Annotated in this window: 14 protein-coding genes; 9 read left to right on the top strand and 5 right to left on the bottom strand. The window is 70.2% G+C overall.

The features are described 5' to 3' along the window. Positions 1–8: 8 nt before the first annotated feature. Positions 9–875, bottom strand: a complete 867-nt coding sequence (rfbD, locus tag NY1_RS29250; RefSeq protein ID WP_067720264.1) for a dTDP-4-dehydrorhamnose reductase — start codon at positions 873–875, stop codon at positions 9–11. 301 nt (positions 876–1,176) lie between these two features. On the opposite strand from rfbD, the gene NY1_RS29245 reads away from it, so the two are divergent. The 3 genes from NY1_RS29245 (at position 1,177) to NY1_RS29235 (ending at position 4,718) form a co-directional block, all read left to right on the top strand. Further along, positions 1,177–2,610 (top strand): LCP family protein, encoded by a 1,434-nt coding sequence (locus NY1_RS29245; RefSeq protein WP_067720262.1) that lies wholly within the window; start codon positions 1,177–1,179, stop codon positions 2,608–2,610. Next, entirely contained in the window at positions 2,598–3,314 is a 717-nt protein-coding gene (locus NY1_RS29240; protein WP_067720260.1) for a TIGR03089 family protein, read from the top strand. Before NY1_RS29245 ends, NY1_RS29240 begins: the two co-directional genes overlap by 13 nt. 105 nt (positions 3,315–3,419) lie before the next feature. Beyond that, positions 3,420–4,718, top strand: coding sequence for a cytochrome P450 (locus tag NY1_RS29235; protein ID WP_067720403.1), 1,299 nt, complete (start codon positions 3,420–3,422; stop codon positions 4,716–4,718). Here NY1_RS29235 and NY1_RS29230 read toward each other — a convergent pair. Continuing rightward, positions 4,712–6,271 (bottom strand): carboxylesterase/lipase family protein, encoded by a 1,560-nt coding sequence (locus NY1_RS29230; RefSeq protein WP_067720257.1) that lies wholly within the window; start codon positions 6,269–6,271, stop codon positions 4,712–4,714. The two genes, NY1_RS29235 and NY1_RS29230, sit on opposite strands and share 7 nt — an antisense overlap. A 97-nt stretch (positions 6,272–6,368) precedes the next feature. On the opposite strand from NY1_RS29230, the gene NY1_RS29225 reads away from it, so the two are divergent. Further along, on the top strand, positions 6,369–6,593 hold the full coding sequence (locus tag NY1_RS29225; RefSeq protein WP_067720401.1) for an FmdB family zinc ribbon protein: 225 nt from the start codon (positions 6,369–6,371) through the stop codon (positions 6,591–6,593). Here NY1_RS29225 and NY1_RS29220 read toward each other — a convergent pair. Continuing rightward, on the bottom strand, positions 6,590–6,868 hold the full coding sequence (locus NY1_RS29220; protein WP_067720255.1) for an Rdx family protein: 279 nt from the start codon (positions 6,866–6,868) through the stop codon (positions 6,590–6,592). The genes NY1_RS29225 and NY1_RS29220 overlap by 4 nt on opposite strands. A 183-nt stretch (positions 6,869–7,051) precedes the next feature. Between NY1_RS29220 and NY1_RS29215 the strand changes: the two genes are divergently transcribed. The 5 genes from NY1_RS29215 to NY1_RS42240 all read left to right on the top strand — a co-directional run bounded on the left by NY1_RS29215 (position 7,052) and on the right by NY1_RS42240 (position 15,846). Further along, entirely contained in the window at positions 7,052–9,745 is a 2,694-nt protein-coding gene (locus NY1_RS29215; RefSeq protein WP_233434546.1) for a DUF5691 domain-containing protein, read from the top strand. Next, positions 9,742–10,839 carry an ATP-binding protein gene (locus NY1_RS29210; RefSeq protein WP_067720253.1) on the top strand — a complete coding sequence of 366 codons (1,098 nt, stop codon included), beginning with the start codon at positions 9,742–9,744 and terminating at the stop codon, positions 10,837–10,839. Before NY1_RS29215 ends, NY1_RS29210 begins: the two co-directional genes overlap by 4 nt. Further along, complete coding sequence (locus tag NY1_RS29205; RefSeq protein ID WP_233434545.1) at positions 10,839–13,124, top strand: DUF5682 family protein; 2,286 nt, start codon at positions 10,839–10,841, stop codon at positions 13,122–13,124. Before NY1_RS29210 ends, NY1_RS29205 begins: the two co-directional genes overlap by 1 nt. Positions 13,125–13,129: 5 nt before the next feature. Next, positions 13,130–14,296 carry a VWA domain-containing protein gene (locus tag NY1_RS29200; protein ID WP_067720397.1) on the top strand — a complete coding sequence of 389 codons (1,167 nt, stop codon included), beginning with the start codon at positions 13,130–13,132 and terminating at the stop codon, positions 14,294–14,296. Positions 14,297–14,403: 107 nt separating this feature from the next. Then, positions 14,404–15,846, top strand: a complete 1,443-nt coding sequence (locus NY1_RS42240; protein WP_233434544.1) for a serine/threonine-protein kinase — start codon at positions 14,404–14,406, stop codon at positions 15,844–15,846. Between the two features lie 51 nt (positions 15,847–15,897). On the opposite strand, the gene NY1_RS29190 is transcribed toward NY1_RS42240, so the two are convergent. Then, positions 15,898–18,522, bottom strand: coding sequence for an ABC transporter permease (locus NY1_RS29190; RefSeq protein WP_067720251.1), 2,625 nt, complete (start codon positions 18,520–18,522; stop codon positions 15,898–15,900). Beyond that, positions 18,522–19,295, bottom strand: a complete 774-nt coding sequence (locus tag NY1_RS29185; RefSeq protein ID WP_067720395.1) for an ABC transporter ATP-binding protein — start codon at positions 19,293–19,295, stop codon at positions 18,522–18,524. Before NY1_RS29185 ends, NY1_RS29190 begins: the two co-directional genes overlap by 1 nt. Positions 19,296–19,302 lie beyond the last annotated feature (7 nt).

Genomic DNA, 19,302 nt, shown 5'->3' with positions numbered 1-19,302 from the left:
CGCTCAGCCTAGTCGGAGATGGCGCGCAGTGCGTCGCCCAGCGCCGCGTTCCAGTCCCGCAGTGGGGCGAGTCCGGCCGCGGCCCACGATTTGCCCGAAAGGACCGAATACGCCGGGCGCGGAGCGGGTCTGGGGAAATCGGATGTGCCGCAGGGGCGGACGCGTCCGGGATCGGCGCCGAGACCCGCGAAAACCGCCCGGGCAAGTTCATACCAACTGGCCTGTCCGGCGTTGGTGGCGTGCAGGATTCGCGGTGCGCCGGGCCGCGCGGCAAGCTCCAGCAAACCCGCAGCGAGGTCGGGTGCGTAGGTGGGCGAACCGATCTGGTCGGCCACCACGTTCACCGTTTCGCGCTCGGCTTCCAGGCGGCGCATGGTGGCCACGAAATCGGCGCCGCGGCCGGTGTAGACCCAGGCGGTGCGGACGATGTTCGCGTCCGGCGCGAATTCCAGAACCGCTTGTTCCCCAGCCAATTTCGATCGCCCGTAGACGGTGGCCGGTCCGGTCGGATCATCGGTTTCGTAGGGGTGATCGGACTTGCCGGTGAACACGTAATCGGTGGAGAGGTGAATGAGCCGCGCCCCGGCCGCGGCACAGGCCCGGGCCAGCACTTCCGGCCCCCTGGCATTGATTTCGAAGGCCGCGTCCACCTCGGATTCGGCCTGATCCACCGCGGTATACGCGGCACAGTTGAGCACCACGTCACCCGCTTTCAGCACCGCCCGCACCGCCGCCGCGTCGGTGATGTCGAGCTCCGCGCGCCCGAATCCCCGCGCCCCCGGGGCCAGTTCGAGCAGCGCCCGCCCCAGCTGACCCCCGGCGCCGGTGACGACGAGCGGGGCGGCGGTGGTCTTGGTCACGGCGGCGGCAGTCACGGCGGCCAGTCTGACACGGCGGCCGGGTGTTTCGCACATATGCCATCACCTGCGCAAATGCCCGCGCATCCGGCGGCCGGGTGGGCGATCTCGCACGACTCACGGAGCGCCGGCTACGCGGTCCGGCACCCCCGCGCGTCTAGCCTGCATACCGGGGGCATTCCAGCGGTATCACCTCGATCGGCGGGGGGATGTCGGCCGACCACCGGAAAGGACATGAGGGTTGCCGGAGAGCACTAGGGCATCCGCACCGCTACCGTCGCGCCCGGTCCGGGCGACGGGGCCGCGGCGCTCGAATCCGATGCGGGCGCTGGCCATGGTCGCGGCGGCGCTGGTGCTGGTGGTGACCGGGCTCGGCTGGTATCAGGTGGACCGGCTGGTGTCGTCCATCGAGCGGATCGGCAATCTGGGACTGGGCGGGGGCCGCGACGGCGCGGTGGACATTCTCATGGTGGGCATCGACTCGCGCACCGACGCGCACGGCAATCCGCTCTCCGAGGACGAGCGCGCCATGCTGCACGCGGGCGACGAGGTCGGGCTCAATACCGACACCATCGTGCTGATCCGGGTGCCCAACGACGGTAGTTCGGCCACCGCCATCTCGATTCCGCGCGATGCGTACGTGGACATTCCGGGACTCGGCAAAGGCAAGATCAATTCGGCGTACGGCGTGACCAAGCTGAACGAACAGCAGAAGCTCCTCGACAAGGGCGTCTCCGAATCCGAGGCCGACAAGCGTTCCACCACGGCCGGGCGGCAGGCGCTGATCAAGACCGTCGGCAATCTGACCGGCATCACCGTCGACCATTACGCCGAAGTCGGATTGCTCGGATTCGTGCTGCTCACCGATGCCGTCGGCGGCGTCGAGGTGTGCCTGAACAATGCCGTCTACGAACCGCTCTCGGGCGCGGACTTCCCCGCCGGGCGGCAGAAGCTCAACGGCGCACAGGCTTTGAGTTTCGTGCGCCAGCGCCATGAGCTGCCGCGCGGGGATCTGGACCGGATCGTGCGCCAGCAGGTGTACATGGCGCAGCTGGTGCATCAGGTGCTCAGCGCCAAGACGCTCACCAGTCCGGGCCGGTTGAAGGAACTCAGCGATGCCGTCGGCCGCACCGTGGTGCTGGACGACGATTGGGACGTCCTGAAGTTCCTGAACCAGCTGCAGGATCTGTCCGGCGGCCAGGTCAAGTTCGAGACCATTCCGGTCAAGGATCTCAACGGCTGGACCGACGACGGCGAATCGGTGGTGAAGGTCGATCCCGAGGCGGTGCGCAAGTACGTCGCCAAGATGGTCGGCGAGGACGAGTCCACCCATGACGAGACCGGCGGCGTCGATCCGGCCACGGTGACCGCGGATGTCTACAACGCCAGCGGCACCGGCGGCCTGGCCGCGCAGGCCGCGCAGGCGCTGACCGGCAAGGGTTTCCGCACCGGGACGGTGGACAACTGGATCGGCGGCCCGGTGCAGTCGAGCCGGGTGCTCGCGGCCAGTGCGGGCGACCCCAAGGCGCGCGCGGTGGCCAAGGCGCTCGGCGGCCTGCCGGTGCTGTCGGAGGCGGGTCTTCCCGAGGGTTCGGTGCGCGTGGTGCTGGCGAGTGACTACGCTGGTCCCGGTTCGGCGGCGAGCACCAGCACCTCCGTCATGGATTTCTCCGGCAGTTCGACCACGGCGACGCCGGTGCCGCCGGCGCCACCCATCGATGCCGGGCAGAACGGACCGAAATGCGTGAATTAGCCGAAACCCTCACCGACGCCGTACTCGAACCCATCCTGGCCCGTGATGCCGCGGGCCCGCGCATCACCTTCTACGACGATGCCACCGGGGCGCGGATCGAATTGTCCGCGCTCACGCTGGCCAACTGGGCGGCCAAGACCGCCAATATGATTCGCGACGAGTTCGGGCTGTCCGCGGGGGCGCGGGTGGCGGTGCTGCTGCCCGCGCACTGGCAGACCGCGGCGGTGCTGCTGGGCTGCTGGTGGGCCGGCGCGGAGGTGGTGTTGCACGCTGATCCGGACGCCGAGCTGGCGCTGGTGACCGCGGACCGGATCGACGAGGCGGGCGATATTCCGGAGATCGCGGCGCTGTCGCTGGATCCGATGGGAATGCCGGTCAAGGATCTGCCGGTCGGGATCACCGATTACGCGACTTCGGTGCGGGTGCACGGGGATCAGTTCCGGCCGGGCGGCGTGGGTTGCGCGCTGGACGGGATGTCGGTGTCGGCGGTGCTGGCCGAGGCGCGGAAATCGGCTGCGCGGCAGGGTTTCACGGCCGAGGACCGGGTGCTGTCCACGACGCCCTGGGAGACCCCGACCGAATTGATCGACGGGCTGCTGGCGGTGTTCGCGGCGGGCGCGTCGCTGGTGCAGGTGGCGCATCCGGATCCGGCCGCGCTGCAGCGGCGGGTGGCCAGCGAGCGGGTGACCGCCCAGCGGGGCTGACAGCTCCTACCCGGGTAGGAGCCGCCGTTCCCGCCGTGGGATGTTCCCCCGCCCAGTCGGTTTCCGTACCGTGGAATCATCCGACGACGAGGGAGTCCCGTGATGATGAACCCGCGGTATATGGCGCGCTGGCTGGTGGAACACGGTTCGGCCCGGATGCTCATGCGGGTGCAGGCGCGGCGCGGCAATCCCTTCGCGAAGCTGATGGGCACGGCCGCCGGGCTGGCCGATCCGTACCCCTACATCGAGCAGCTGCGCGAACAGGGGCGGCTGGCGCACAGTCCGATCAGCTGGTCCACCGTGGATTACGAGCTCGCCCGGAACCTGCTGCGCGACAATCGGTTCGGGGTATTCGGCATCGACGGGTTCGAGATTCCGGAGTGGCTGCACCGCACGGTCAAGTCCGCGCAGATCCCGCCCAATCCGGTGGAACCGCCGTCCATGCTGATCACCGATCCGCCCGAGCACACCCGGCTGCGCAAGTCGGTGTCGGCGGCCTTCACCCCGCGCGCCATCGGGCGGCTGCGGGATCGGGTGGAATCGGTGACCACCGAACTCCTCGACGCGCTGCCCGCCGGCGGATCCGCGGATCTGGTCGGGGATTTCGCGGCGCAGGTGCCGATCGCCATCATCTCCGAGATGCTCGGCTTCCCGGATTCGCGCCGGGAACAATTCCTGGCCTGGGGCGATGTCATGAGCCCGCTGCTGGACTTCGGCATTCCGTGGCGGACCTGGCGCACCGCCATCAGCTCCATGCTGGAGATGGACGCCTACCTCGACGATCACATCGCGCGGCTGCGGGTTGAGCCGGGCGAGGACATTCTGAGCAGCCTGGTCGCCGCCGGGGACCTGGACGACCGGGAATTGAAGGCCACCGCCAGCCTGCTCATGGGCGCGGGGTTCGAGACCACCGTCAACCTGATCGGCAACGGCATCGTGCAATTGCTCTCGCACCGTGAGCAATTGGCGCTGCTGCGCGAGGACGAGGACCTGTGGCCGAACGCGGTGGAGGAGATCCTGCGCTTCGACGCCCCGGTGCAGACCACCGCCCGCGCCGCGCTGTGCGATGTGGAGATCGCGGGCACGGCACTGCGGCAGGGCAGCGTGGTGGTGATGTCGCTGGCGGGCGCGAACCGGGATCCGGGCAAGTTCGAATTCCCGGATCGATTCGATATCACCCGCGCGAATGCCCGTGAGCACCTGACCTTCTCCAGCGGCGTCCACACCTGCCTGGGCGCGAGCCTGGCGCGCATGGAGGGCGTGTACGCGCTGCGGTCGCTGTTCGAGCGGTTCCCCGATCTGAGCCTGGCCGGTGCGCCGCAACGCCGTCCGCTGCACAACCTGCACGGTTTCGCGCGCATCCCCGCCCAGCTGGGCGAGCGCGCCACGTCCAGGGTTCAGTAGAAGCCGACGACCTCGTCGCCCCAGACCGAATTGCGATCGCCGTCCGGATCGTCCACGATCCGGTCGACGGCGTCGATGAGCAGTGTGGTGCGGGTGGTTTCGTTGTAGGGCGGCCAATGCTTGGAGCCGTCCAGGGCGGCGGGCACGCCGAATTCGGCGAAGGCCAGCCAGCGGCGCATCATGCGGCCCGAAACCTCCTGTGCCGCTTTGCGTCCGCCCAGCCAGAAGGTCGGGTCGCGGTCGAAGGAACCGAAATTGCCGAACACATACGGCAATTCGGTGGCGTGGCCCGCGCCGACCCGGGCGGCCTTGAGCATCGGGGTGGCGTGGTCGAAGCGGTACATCCAGGTCGGGGAATGCCGGGAGTGCGCGTCGGCGACCCAGTGCGCGGGCATCCGGAAGGCGGCGTCGCCGGACATGGTGAGCGCGCCGCGCGGGGTGCTCAGATCCTCGTAGGCGGAGGCGATTTCGGCGATGCGCTCGGCCGACAGGCCCGGATGTTCGGCGGCCACCCCGCGCAGCATCTCGTTCACCGCGTCCGGGGTGACCGGCATGATGGGCGAACGGAAGAGCCGGAACAGCGACGCCTCGTCCTTGTTGGTGCCGATGAGCAGCGGCACCCGGTGCGAACGGCCTTCCTGGAAGCGTTCGCTCGGGTAGGCGGGCAGCAGGTCGCCGTCCACCACCGGGGCGGCGGCCAGGCGGCCGGGTTCGCGCACCGGCACCTCGTCGAGCAGGACGACGGCCGCGGCCATGAAGCGGTCCAGCGGCATATCGAAGAGTTCGGCCGCGCGATCCGGCGGCAGCTCCAGCAGGTGCAGGAAGCGTTTGGCCACCACGGCCGCCCGGTCCGCGCCGAAAACCGTGGTGGCGGGCGGGGATTGGGCGATGGCGCGATGGAACAGGCCGGCGGCGCGCGGGGAGGTGAGCAGGGCGGTGACGCAGCCCGCGCCGGAGGATTCGCCGAAGAGGGTGACATTGCCGGGATCGCCGCCGAAGCTCGCGATATTGTCGCGCACCCATTCCAGCGCGGCGATCTGGTCGTGCAGGCCGAGATTGGGGGTGAAGTCGCCGCCCAGCGAGGACAGGTCCAGGAAGCCGAGCGCGCCCAGCCGGTAGTTGACCGTCACCACGAGCACGCCGCCGGTCTCGGCCAGCCGCCGCCCGTCGTAGATGGCCTGCGCGGCGGTGCCCAGGCAGTACGCGCCGCCGTGCAGCCACACCATGACCGGGCGGGGTTCGTCGGTCGGGGCGGTGGGGGCCCACACATTGAGCCAGAGACAGTCCTCGCCGACGCGCAGTGAACCGTCGACCGGGACGAAGCCGGGAGCCTGCGGGGACATCTCGCCCACCGTGTCGCAATCGCGCACTCCGGTCCAGGGCTGCGGCGGCTGCGGGAGGCGGAAGCGCCGGGGACCGGTCGGGGCGCCGTAGGGGATGCCGCGCCAGACCGCGGTCTGCCCCTCGCGTCGCCCGCGCACCTCGCCGTACGCGGTCCGGGCGACCGGGTCGGTGTCCTCGTTTGTCAGCGTGTCGAAGAGCTGCGTGCCCACACCAACCTCCTCTGTACTCCGTAAATTCGAGGGTACTGGGTGATCGGGAGCGCGGATGGCGATGGCGAGCGGCGCGGCGTGGTCTACCCTCGGGCGCGTGCCGAGTTATGCCTATCGCTGCCGCAGCTGCGGCGACACCTTCGAAATGAACCGCCCGATGGCCGAATCCTCGGATCCGGCGAGCTGCCCGCAGGGGCACGACGACACCGTCAAACTGCTGACCACCTTCGGGACCGTGACGCGCGGCAGTGCGCCCAGCGCGGCGGCGGTCCCGCCCATGGCGTCCGGCGGCGGCTGCTGCGGCGGCGGGGGCTGCTGCTAGTCCGCGCGCTTGTCGGCGTGACCGAGCGAGCGATCGGGGGCGACCCGGTCGCGGACGCGCTGTTTGAGGACGGCGATATCGGGAAAACCGCCGTCCGCCTTGCGTTCCCAGATCTGCTCGCCGTCCACCGTGATGCGGAAGACGCCGCCCTCGCCGGGAACCAGCGCCACCTCGGACAGGTCGGTGGCGAAGGTGGTGAGCAATTCCTGGGCCATCCAGCCGGCCCGGAGCAGCCAGCGGCACTGGGTGCAGTATTCGATCGCGACACGCGGCATATCGGGCACCCTACCGGGCGGCGGTCAGCGGGTCGCGGGAGCGCGCGGCGGGCGAAGCGCCGCAGTCGCTGCGAGTTTGCCGAATCAGGCTTACGCGCACGCCTTTTCACCTTGTCCGCTCGCCGCCGATACTTGTCGGTGCCCTCCGATAGAACTTGAGTCGACACGGAAGGGGGAGGCCCGATGGCGATTGCCGGCACACCCGAATCGACCCCGGCACCGGCCGCCGCGGCGTCGCCGCGCGCCGCCACCAGCGCCGAGAAACGCCACGCCCGCGTCACCGCCGGGCTCGCCGACCTGGACATCTGGCTCACCGACCAGGTCCGCACCGGCCTCGCCCAGACCGACCGCTCCTACCTGGCTTTCGACACCATGGCCCGCCGCATGGTCGACGCTCAAGCCCCCGGCGTGGCCGGTGCCCTGCGCCGCCTCCCCCTCCTCACCGCCGGCCCCGACTGGCCACAGCAACTCCTGCGCGAGTACGCCCGCCTGCATTTGCTGGCCGTCGCCCACCGCCGTCTCGACGGCCTCTCCCCCGCCCTGCGCGCCAGCATCCGCAGCCACATCGGCTACTCCACCCCGGTCGACTCGGTCCGCGCCCAGCCGCCCGTCCGGGACCAATGGATGGTGCTCTCCACCCGCATCACCTCCGACGAGGCCCTCTACACCCGCCGCACCCTCCTGCTGGGCCGCACCACCACCCGCTGGGCCCTGCTCATCGACCACCACCACGGCTCCCCCACCTTCCCGCCGGACACCCCACCCCCCGGCCACCTGATCGAAGCCGACCTGCACTTCTACCCCGCCGCCGCCCCCTTGCGCGCTCTCTGGGGCACCCGCCACACCCTCCCCGACCCCTTCACTTCCCTCCCCCGCACCGCACTTCCAGGAGACCAGGATCCGGGCACCATCGCGGCAGCCCTGAACACCTACGCCCGGGCAGTCGGCGCGGACCCCTTCCTGCGCGCCTGGCCGGTCATCCTCACCGACGTGGTGCCCGTCTGCCACGAAAACGACTGGCATCTGGTCGAATCCGACGGCACCGCCCTCCCGGTCGCGATCGGCGACGGCGAACCGTGGCGCCTGCTCGGCCTCTCCGGCGGCCACCCGGTCACGGTGATCGGCGAATGGACGGCCGCCGGCCTCCTGCCCCTCTCCGCCTTCACGGCGGGCGAGATCGTGGACGCCGGCGCCGGCGAGGGAAACCCGACCGGCCTCCCCATGACCCCGCCCGCCCCGGATGAGACCCTCGCGGAACTGGTTTCGACCGCCTTGGTCGGCACCGCCCGCCGCGCCACGCACACCGCCGAATTGCCCGCTCCCGTAGCGGCATTGGCGGCGAGCCTGACATCCCGGCCCACCGCGAGCAGCTCGGAAGTGCCGACTGCCGCTGACGAAAACCCCGCCGGGGTAGCGCGACTCGACCTCACGACTACCGCCGGTGAAGAGGCGGGCGCGGCCGGCGATCCGGCAGTTGCACTGCTCGAAACCGTTGGGCTGCAGGACTGTTTCGCCCGTGGCGGCGTGCTCCCCGAGACGGCCGAGTTGGGCGCGGTGTCCGACGACGACGGGCGGAGCGTGCTGCCGCGGGCGGCGGCGGGGCGGCTGGCGAAGCTGCTGACAACCAATTCGCCGTTCCTGGCGGAGTGGTTCGCCGCGGCTGGGCCGTACGACTATCGGGTGCCGGACGGGCTGGTCAGTGTGGTGCTGGAGCGAGCGAAAGGGCTTGCGGCGCATCGGGAACCGCTGTTGCGGATGGCGGGAGCGCGGGGGCGGTGGCTGGCCGGGCTGCATCCAGGGTGGCGGACGCTGGTGCGGGCCGATTTCGGCGATCCGGCGGTGTGGTCGCACGGGCGGCCCGCCGAGCGGCGGCAGTGGCTGGCGCAGGTGCGGCGGGAGGATGCGGGGGCGGCGCGGGAGGCGCTGGCGGCATCGTGGGATACGGAGTCCGGGGCCGGGAAGGCCGAGCTGCTGGCCATACTGGGGCCCGGGCTTTCGCTCGCGGACGAGGACTTGCTGGAACGCGCGCTCGATGATCGGCGGGCGGAGGTGCGGCGGCTGGCGGCGGACCTGCTCGCGCGGCTGCCGGACTCGGCGTTCGCGGGCCGGATGGCGGGCCGGGCGCAGGCGTGGCTGAACTTCGGCGCGGGACCCCTGCGGCCTCGGCTCACCACCACGGGGCCGGGCGTACTGGACGATTCGGCGCGGCGGGACGGCGTCGGGGATTCGTACGGGTACACCAGTTATCGGGCGGACGGCGCGCCGGACCTGTCGGGGGAATGGTTGCAGCGGGTGGTGGCGGGGACGCCGTTGCGGCACTGGGAGCGAGTGCTCGGATCGGCGGAGCAGGCGATGGAGGTCGCGGTCGCCGAGGAGATACGCGGAGCCTTGTTCGCGGGCTGGGCGGATGCGGCGCTGGCGCAACGGAATCCGGAATGGGCGCGGGTGCTGTTCGCGAGCTACGCCGCCACTCCGGCCGGGGCCGCCGACAGCGACAAGCTGCGCGAGTTGTTCGCGTTGCAGCCCTTGCCCGATCAGGTCCGGCATCTGCGCCGGCTGGACAGCAGCTGGCTGGCCGAGATCGAATCGCTGTTGCGGGCGGTGCCGCATCCGTGGCCGGACGCCATGGCCGAACACGTATTACGGCTGCTGCTGGAGCGCGCCCAGCTGTCCGCCGACCGGCCGGGCGGGCCGAGCCTGGTGCCCGGGTCCTATCGCACCCTGTTCCGCGCCGCGTCCGCGCACTTCCCGGTGACCGCGGCGCCCCTGGTCACCGCCATCGCCCGCAAATGCGGAGATCCCTACTGGGAGCAGGCTTTCGACCAGCTCGCCCACGACCTCATTCAACGCCAGACGATGCTCGAGGAGCTGCAGTGACCATCATCGAGGAGCCCGGCGCGCTGCTGCGCCCGCACGCCGAACAGGCCTTCGCCGCCGAACTCGCCGCGCTGGCCGCGAACGATGATCGCCCGCGCCCGCCGTCGTGGCGGCTCTCGCCGTGGGCGGTGGTCACCTATCTGCTGGGCGGCACGCTCGCCGACGGCACCGTGATCAGCCCCAAGTACGTGGGCCCGCGCCGGCTCATGGAGGTCGCGGTCGCCACCCTCGCCACCGATCGGGCGCTGCTGCTCATCGGCGTGCCGGGCACCGCCAAAACCTGGGTGTCGGAACATCTCGCGGCGGCCGTGTCGGGACGCTCCACACTGCTGGTGCAGGGCACTTCGGGCACGGCCGAGGAGTCCATCCGCTACGGCTGGAACTATGCCCGGCTGCTGGCCGAAGGGCCGAGCGACGCGGCGCTGGTGCCCTCGCCGATCATGACCGCCATGCGCTCCGGCGGCATCGCGCGGCTGGAGGAGCTGACCCGCATCCCCTCGGATGTGCAGGACGCGCTCATCACCGTGCTGTCGGAGAAGACGCTGCCGGTGCCCGAACTCGGCACGGAAGTTCAGGCGGCCAAGGGCTTCAACCTGATCGCCACCGCCAACGACCGCGACCGCGGCGTCAACGAACTGTCCTCCGCGCTGCGCCGCCGCTTCAATACCGTGGTGCTGCCGCTGCCCGCCGACGAGGACGAAGAGGTCGCCATCGTCACCCGGCGGGTCGAACAGCTCGGCGCCGCACTGGAATTGCCCGCCGTACCGGCCGCCGCCGAGGAGGTGCGCCGGGTGGTGCGGGTGTTCCGCGAACTGCGTTCGGGCAGTACGGCGGACGGGCGCACCAAACTGAAATCGCCGTCGGGCACGCTGTCCACGGCCGAGGCCATCTCGGTCATCACCAATGGCCTGGCGCTGGCCGCGCATTTCGGGGACGGGGTGCTGCGGTCCGCCGATATCGCGGGCGCGGTGCTGGGCGCGGTGGTCAAGGATCCGGTGGCGGACGCGGTGGTGTGGACCGAATACCTGGAGGCCGTGGTGCGCCGGCGCGCCGACTGGGCCGACTTCTACCGGGCCTGCCGCGAGGTGAGCTGATGACGGCCGCGACAAGCGCCGTGGCGGCGGAGACCCGGATCTTCGGCATCCGCCATCACGGGCCGGGTTCGGCGCGTTCGCTGCGGCTGGCGCTAGAGAAGTTCGGCCCGGACGCGATTCTCATCGAAGGCCCGGCCGACGCCGACCCGCTCATCGGCTATGTCACCGCCGAGGGCATGGAACCGCCGGTGGCCTTGCTCGGCTATCACCCGGACGAACCGGCGCGGGCCGCCCTGTGGCCGTTCGCGGTGTTCTCCCCCGAATGGCAGGCGCTCTCGTACGCGGCCGAGAACGCGGTCACCGCGCGGTTTTTCGATCTCCCGGCGGCCATGACGCTGGCCCTGGCGAGCGAACCCGGCGACCGCACCGACCCGCTCGCCGAACTCGCCGCGGCGGGCGGCTACGACGATGCCGAGCGCTGGTGGGACGCCTTCGTCGAATCCGCCTCGGACGCCGATATTTTCGATGCCGTCAACGAGGCCATGACCGCCTTGCGGGAGACCGCCGACATCGACGAGCACACGCTGCGCCGCGAGGCGTACATGCGGCAGGTCATGCGGAAGACGTTGAAGGACGGCGCGCGACGGCTCGCCATCGTGTGCGGGGCCTGGCACGGTCCGGCGCTGACGGGCAAGCTCGGACCGGCCGCACCCGACGCCCGGCTGCTGAAGGGCCTGCCCAAAGGCAAAGCCACCTTGACCTGGGTGCCGTGGACGCACGCCCGGCTGTCCAGCTCGTCCGGGTACGGGGCCGGCATCACCTCGCCCGGCTGGTATCACCACCTGTTCACGCAGACCGAGCAGCCCATCGTCCGCTGGCTCACCAAGGTCGCGGGAATGCTGCGCGCACACGATCTTCCGGTGTCGAGTGCGCACGTCATCGAAGCGGTCCGGCTCGCCGACACCCTGGCCACCCTGCGCGAACGGCCGCTGGCCGGACTGTCGGAGGTCACCGAGGCCACCCGCGCGGTGCTCTGCGACGGGGACGAGACCATGCTGCGGCTGGTCAGCACCGAGCTGGTGGTGGGCGAGGCGCTGGGTTCCGTGCCCGCCGACACGCCCACCGTGCCGCTGGAAGCCGACCTGCGCGCCCAGGCCCGGTCGCTGCGCCTGAAGCAGCAGCCGCAGGCGCGCACCGTGGATCTGGATCTGCGCACCGACAGCGGGCTGGCGAAATCGCGCCTGCTGCACCGGCTCCGGCTGCTCGGCATCGAATGGGGGCAGCTCACCGACAGTCAGGTGCGGGCCACCGGAACCTTCCGGGAGACCTGGACCCTGCAATGGCGGCCGGAGCTGGCCATCGCCATCGTGGAGGCGGCGCGCTGGGGCACGACCTTGCGCACCGCCGCCGAGGCGAAGGTGCTCGACAAAGTCGCCTACCCCGATGCCACCGTGGGCGTGGTCGCTACCGCGCTGGAAGCGGCGCTGACGGCGGACCTCACCGGCGCGACCGCACCCTTGGTCACGCGTCTGGAATCCGTTGCGGCACTGGATCACGACGTCACCCACCTGCTCGCGGCGCTGCCCGGAGTGCTCCGCACCCTGCGCTACGGCGACGTCCGGAAAACCGACACGGTCGCCCTGACCCGGGTCGCCGACAGCCTGCTGCTGCGCTCCTGCACCGGCCTGGCCGGCGCCGCCACCGGCCTGGACACCGATGCCGCGAACGCCCTGCGCGCCCTGATCGACGCGGTCCACCAGGCACTTTCGACCCGAGCCGACCAATGGGCCGACGCCACCTGGTACACCGCCCTGCGCGATCTCGCCGACCGCGACGATATCCACGGCGGCCTGGCCGGACGCGCCGTCCGCCTGCTCAGCGATGCCGAACTGATCGACGCCGACGAATCCGCGCGCCGACTATCCGCGGCGCTCTCCGTGGGCCGCACCCCGATCGACAAAGCCGCCTGGGTCGACGGTTTCCTGGGCGGCCGGGGCCTGCTGCTCGTGCACGACCGAAACCTGCTGTCGCTCATCGATAATTGGCTCAGCGGCCTGGACGAACAGCAGTTCCTGGCCACACTTCCCTTGCTGCGCCGCACTTTCGGCGCGTTCGACACCGGGGAACGACAGGCGATCGGGCAGGCGGTCCGGCACGGGACGGCCACCGTCAGCGCGAAGACCGCCGAATACGACATCGCACGCGGTGAATTGGCGCTCGGGGCAGCAACGGAGATCTTGGGGCTATCGGTGAGATTCCGGCCGGAAGCACGCCGGAATGACGACATGGGGGACGGCGAGAACGAAATGCCGCGTGGGGCATACGAGTCGGAGGGGATGGCGTGAGCGAGATGGATGAGGGGCGGGAGCGGCGGTGGCGGATGGTGCTGGGAGCCGCCGGTGAATCCGAGTCCGGGGTGCGCGGATTGGGGAATGCCGATGACGCCGCCATGGATCGCGCGCTGGGGGCGCTGTACGACTCGGAGGCTCGCGGCGGGAACGCGGGGAAGAAGGCGGGTGGGCTGGGTGGGTCCGCGCCGCAGGTTTCGCGGTGGCTCGGGGATATCCGGCGGTACTTTCCGTCGACCGTGGTGGAGGTGATGCAGCGGGACGCGGTGGAGCGGTTGAACCTGACCGAGCTGCTGCTGGAGCCGGAACTATTGGAGGCCGTCGAGCCGGATGTGCATCTGGTGGGGACGCTGCTGAGCTTGAACCGGGTGATGCCCGAGACCACCAAGGCGACGGCGCGCACCGTGGTGGAGCAGGTGGTGCGGGAGATCGAGCGGCGGATCGCGGCGCAGACGGTGGCGGCGGTCGGCGGGGCGTTGAACCGAGCGGCCCGGGTGACGCGGCCCAAGCTGCGGGATATCGACTGGGATCGGACTATTCGGAAGAACCTCGCGAATTACCTGCCTGAGCATCGCACCGTGGTGCCGGAGCGGCTGGTGGGGTACGGGCGCAAGGCGCAGGCCGTCAAACGGGACGTGGTGCTGGCCATCGACCAATCCGGGTCGATGGCGTCGAGCGTGGTGTTCGCGTCGGTGTTCGGCGCGGTGCTGGCGTCCATGCGCTCGCTGAAGACCTCCCTGGTCGTGTTCGACACCGCCGTCGTGGATCTCACCGACAAGCTCTCGGATCCGGTCGAGGTGCTGTTCGGCACCCAGCTGGGCGGCGGCACGGATATCAATCGCGCCCTCGCGTATTCGCAATCGCTGATCACCCGGCCCGCCAACACCCTGTTCGTGCTCATCTCCGACCTGTACGAGGGCGGCGTGCGCGCGGAGATGCTGAAACGGATGCGCTCGATGAAGGAATCGGGCGTACAGGTGATCGTCCTGCTGGCCCTGTCCGACGAGGGCGCCCCCGCCTACGACCACGACAATGCCGCCGCGCTCGCCGCCCTCGGCATTCCCGCTTTCGCCTGCACCCCGGATCGATTCCCGGAGTTGCTGGCGGTCGCCCTGGATCGCGGCGATATACCGGCATGGGCTCACGCGAACGCAGGTCAGAGCGGCTGATCCGGATACCCGTCGGTTCAGGCGGCACAGGCGGCCGCACCCGACGCGGTACGCTGCCAGCGGATCTGTCTCGTGGAAACGGGGGCTCGGCTTTGCAGCGTGGTGATGTGTTCGCCGGTTACGTCATCGAACGCGAGCTCGGTCGCGGCGGTATGGGGTCGGTGTATCTGGCCAAGCATCCGCGGTTGCCGCGCATGACGGCGCTCAAGCTACTGAATCAGGAGATGTTCTCCGATAACGAGATTCGGGCGCGTTTCGTGCGCGAGGCCGATCTGGTCGCGCAGCTCGATCACCCGAATATCGTCACGGTGTACGACCGCGGCACCGAGGGCGAGCAGCTGTGGATCTCCATGCAGTACATCGACGGGGTGAACGCCTCGGCCGTCAACCCGGGTTCACTGCCGCCCCTGCGGGCCGCGCAGATCATCACCGAGACCGCCAAGGCCCTGGACTACGCGCACGGCCGCGGCGTCCTGCACCGGGACGTGAAGCCCGCGAACATCCTGCTGGCCCGCTCCTCCAATCGCGCGGGCGCCGGCGGTGAACGGGTCTACCTCACCGATTTCGGCATCGCCCGCCTGCGCGACGACACCGGCCATCTCACCCAGACCGGCACGGTGACCGCGACCCTGGCCTACGCCTCCCCCGAACAGCTGACCGGCGCCACCATGGACGGCCGCTCCGACCAGTACGCGCTGGCCTGCACGCTGTTCCAATTGCTCACCGGCGCGGTCCCGTTCGAGGGCACCAGTCCCGCCGCCGTGATTCGCGGCCACCTGCAGCAGCCGCCGCCCCCGGCCACCCCGCTGCGCCCCGAACTACCCAGGCCCATCGACGGCGTGCTGGGCCGCGCCCTCGCCAAACGCCCGCAGGACCGCTTCCGCTCCTGCGTCGAATTCGCCGCCGCCGTGGAACGGGCGCTGGCCGCCCCGCGCCCGCCGACCCCCGCGCACCCGCAGCCGATCGTCCCCCGCCCGCCGACGCCGATCCGCCCGCAGCCGATCGTGCAGCAGCCCCGCCCGCCGGTCGGGCCGGTCGGGCAGTCGGGTCCGGCCCAGCAGCCTCGCCCGATCCCGCAGCCCGGCCCGAATGTCCCGGTGGGGCAGGGCCAGCCGCTCGGCCCGAGTTCCCCGGTCGGACAAGGCCAGCCGCTCGGCCCGAATACCCCCATCGGCCCGGGACCGCAGTTGGGCCCCAATCCCCAAGTGAGCCAGGGCCTGCCGCTGAACCCGAATCCGGCCATGGGTGCCGCCCAGGGTGTTTCCTCGGGTCGCGCCCCGCAGGTCGGTCAGGGTCCGCGGGTGAATCCCGGCCCGGTGTACCAGCCGCCGCAGAACTTCCAGCATCGTCCCCCGGTCGCGAACTATCGCGCCCCGCAACGTAGTTCGAGCCCGGTCGGCTGGATCATCTTCGGCATCGTCGCGGTGATCGTGACCGCCATCATCGTGATCGCGATCATCGTGAACAGCAACAAGTCGTCTTCGCTGGGGCCCGCGACACCCACGATCGCGACACTGTCCCTTCCTGCCGAGGGGCCGAACCCGGTCTGAAACGAAAGCGGGGCCCCGCCGGAATGGCGGGGCCCCGGTGTTTCCGAGCGCTTACACCTCGGCGATGGCGGCGAGCGGCGGCGTGCGGGCCGCCCGGATCCCCGGCCACAGCGCCGCGAGCACGCCGACCACCGCGGAAGCCAGCACCATGAACACGATCTGCACCCACGGCACCGCGATCTGCGTCAGCCCCAGATCCCGTAGCGTGCGCAGGAATCCGGTTCCCAGGAACAGGCCCAGCACCACGCCGATGAGCGCGCCGAACACCGCGATCAGCATGGATTCCAGATAGATGGTGCGCCGCACCTGCGGCCGCTGCATGCCGACCGCGCGCAGCATGCCGATCTCGCGGCGGCGTTCCACCACCGACAGCGCCAGGGTGTTCACGATGCCGAGGATGGCGATCACCACCGCCAGCGCCAGCAGCGCGTACAGGATCACCAGCATGGTGTTGATCTGCTTGCCCTGCGCGCCCTTGAAGTCCTCGCGGTCCATCACCTGGACGATGGCGTAGGAGTCCACCGCCTGCTCGAGCCCGGCGCGCACGGCCGTCTGATCGGCGCCCTTCTCGGTGGTGAGCAGCACCAGCGTATTGGTCTCGAAGGCAACCGATTTCACCTGGTCGTAGAGCGCCATGGGCGCGACCAGCGGCCCGAACAGCTGGGTGTCCTTGTAGATGCCGTCCACCACGACCGGGATCTTCTTCGCCTTGTCGACGCTGGTCAGCTCGACGGTGTCGCCGATCTTCCAGTTCCGGTCGGCGGCTTCGGTTTCCGACACCATGATGCCGTTGTCACCGAGCTGATCGGTGCCCTGCGCCATGTCGTATTTCAGCACCTTGCGGACGTCGCCCTCCGGGACCGTGCCGATGAGCTGGTCGCTGCCGACCTTCACCACGACCGCGTGGAAGGGCACCACATCCTCGACGCCCGGCACCTTGGCCACCGCCGGGCCCGCGCCGAGCGGCACCCCGATGAAGCTGTTCTGCGGCCCGGCCAGGATGTAGTCGGCCTTCACGCCCTTGTCGACCAGCTCGGTGATGCTGGCCTTGGCGGAGGAGCCGAGCATGCCGATGGCCGAGACCAGCATGACGCCGAGCGTCAGCGCGAACGCGGTCGCGGCGGTGCGGGTGGGATTGCGCTTGGCATTGTTGAGCGCCATCCGGCCGACCGGCCCGAACGGTTTGGTCAGCACGCCGAGCGCGCCGACCATCGGCCCGGACAGCGCGGGACCGACCAGCAGCACCGCGAAAATCAGTGCCAGCGCGCCGATTCCGACGGTGGCCGCGGCGTCGCCGCCGGTCGAGCGGGCTCCGGCCACCACCAGCACCAGACCGACCACTGCCAGCAGTGCGCCGAATCCGGGACGCAGGTACTTCGAGGTGAGCACCGCCCGCAACGCCCGCGCCACACCCGGCAGCCGCAGCTTCTCGAACAGCGTCACCAGCCCGCCGGTGACCGACCCCAGCCGCTTGACCTCGGTGGACGCGCCGAACACCTCGCGCATGGCCTCGATGGGCGGAATGGTGGCGGCCCGCAACGCCGGAACGTACGCGCTCACCACCGTGACCGTGACGCCGAGCAGCAGCGCCACCACGACGGTTCGCGGCTCCACCGACATCGATCCCATGGGCAGCCCCGCGCCCTGCGCGTTCATCACCGCCGAAATGCCGTACGCCAGGCCGACGCCGACGAACAGTCCGAGCACGCTGCCGGCCAGGCCGATGAGCAGCGCCTCCCCTACCACCGAGCGCCCGATCTGACCGCGGCTGGCGCCGACCGCGCGCAGCAGCGCCAGTTCCCGCAAGCGCTGGGCGATCAGCATCGAGAAGGTGTTGTAGATGATGGACGAGCCGACGATGACCGCGATGCCGCCGAAGGCGAGCAGGAAGTAATTGAGGAACTTCAGCTGATCGGCGAGCTGCTTCTTCAGGTCCTCGCGAACCTGATCGCCGTTCTGCACCTTGTAGTCCGGGTACGCCTTCGCGAGCGTGTCGCGCAGATCGTTCGCCGCCACACCGGGTTTGACGGCGATGTCCACGAACGCCACGTGCGTCTTGTCGGTGAACAGCTCGCGCGCCTGGGCGTCGGTGAACTGGATATTGATGAATCCGCCGGAGTTGGCGGCGAAGTCGTAGATGCCGGTGACGGTGACGTCCTTGTTGCCCACGCGCGGGATCAGCACCTTGGTCTTGTCGCCCACGTGCAGTCCGGCCCGGTTCGCGCCGCCCTCGTTGATGGAGATCTCGTCGGTCGCCGTCGGCGGCCCGCCCGCCAGATAGACATCCGGTTTCGCGACCGCCTTGTCCGGCGGCAGATACGAGGTGCCGATGGTCGGCGCGCCGCCGGTCTGCACGGCCTTGCCGTCCGGCTTGAGCAGCACCACGGCCCCGCTCACCGACGGCGCGACGGTGCGCACCTGATCCATGGCGGCGATCTTGTCGACGACCTCGTTCGGAATGCCCAGGGACTGGCGCTCTTTGGGCTCCACCCGCACATCCACGCCGACGGCCTGGTTGGCGAAGATATCGTCGAAACTGCGCTGCAGGGTATCGGTGAATACGAAAGACCCTGCGATGAAAGCGGTTCCGAGCACCACCGAGAGCAGGGTGAGCGCCAGCCGGACCTTGTGCGCGGCGAGGTTACGCAAGGCCACCTTGCGCATCGGGCTGGCCATCAGACGGTCTCCAGCGACTTCATCTTGTCGAGCACGGAATCAGCGGTGGGCGAACGCAATTCGTCCACGATCTGCCCGTCGGCGAGGAACACCACCCGGTCGGCGTAGGACGCGGCGCGCGGATCGTGCGTCACGATCACCACGGTCTGATGGAATTCGTCCACGGCCGCGCGCAGGATCGACAGCACCTCGCCCGAGGACCGGGAATCGAGATTGCCGGTCGGCTCGTCCCCGAAGATGATCTCCGGCTTACCGGCCAGCGCGCGAGCACACGCCACGCGCTGCTGCTGCCCGCCCGACAGCTCGCTGGGCCGGTGGCTGAGCCGATCGGTCAGCCCGAGCCGCTTGAGCACCGTGGACAACCATTCCTCGTCCGCCTTGCGTCCCGCGATATCCAGCGGCAGCGTGATGTTCTCCAGCGCGGTCAGCGTGGGCACCAGATTGAAGGCCTGGAAGACGAAGCCGATGCGATCGCGCCGCAGCGCGGTCATCTGCTTGTCGGAGAGCTTGGTCAGATCGGTGTCGCCGATGTGCACCGCCCCCGCGGTGGCCGAGTCGAGACCGGCGAGGCAGTGCATGAGGGTCGATTTGCCGGACCCCGACGGGCCCATGATCGCGGTGAACTCCCCCCTCGCGAAGTCGGCCGACACCCCGGCCAACGCGCGGACCTGCGTATCGCCGGACCCGTAGAGCTTGACGAGGTCGGTGGCCCGGGCGGCTACCCCGGCTGCCCCCTTGTCGAGAGTGACGGATTCCGAGACGTTCGAAGTCATGCTGTCC

Source organism: Nocardia yamanashiensis NBRC 100130 (genome assembly GCF_001613325.1).
Lineage (GTDB): Bacteria > Actinomycetota > Actinomycetes > Mycobacteriales > Mycobacteriaceae > Nocardia > Nocardia yamanashiensis.
The sequence above is the reverse complement of the archived record's forward strand: the minus strand, read 5'-3'. Positions and strand labels throughout refer to the sequence as shown.

Bases quoted from the DNA above. Each gene is read 5' to 3' on its own strand.
- NY1_RS29245 (WP_067720262.1), top strand. From the start codon at position 1,177: ATGCGGGCGCTGGCCATGGTCGCGGCGGCGCTGGTGCTGGTGGTGACC.
- NY1_RS29240 (WP_067720260.1), top strand. From the start codon at position 2,598: ATGCGTGAATTAGCCGAAACCCTCACCGACGCCGTACTCGAACCCATC.
- NY1_RS29235 (WP_067720403.1), top strand. From the start codon at position 3,420: ATGAACCCGCGGTATATGGCGCGCTGGCTGGTGGAACACGGTTCGGCC.
- NY1_RS29220 (WP_067720255.1), bottom strand. From the start codon at position 6,868: ATGCCGCGTGTCGCGATCGAATACTGCACCCAGTGCCGCTGGCTGCTC.
- NY1_RS29215 (WP_233434546.1), top strand. From the start codon at position 7,052: ATGGCGATTGCCGGCACACCCGAATCGACCCCGGCACCGGCCGCCGCG.
- NY1_RS29205 (WP_233434545.1), top strand. From the start codon at position 10,839: ATGACGGCCGCGACAAGCGCCGTGGCGGCGGAGACCCGGATCTTCGGC.
- NY1_RS29200 (WP_067720397.1), top strand. From the start codon at position 13,130: ATGGATGAGGGGCGGGAGCGGCGGTGGCGGATGGTGCTGGGAGCCGCC.
- NY1_RS29190 (WP_067720251.1), bottom strand. From the start codon at position 18,522: ATGGCCAGCCCGATGCGCAAGGTGGCCTTGCGTAACCTCGCCGCGCAC.
- NY1_RS29185 (WP_067720395.1), bottom strand. From the start codon at position 19,295: ATGACTTCGAACGTCTCGGAATCCGTCACTCTCGACAAGGGGGCAGCC.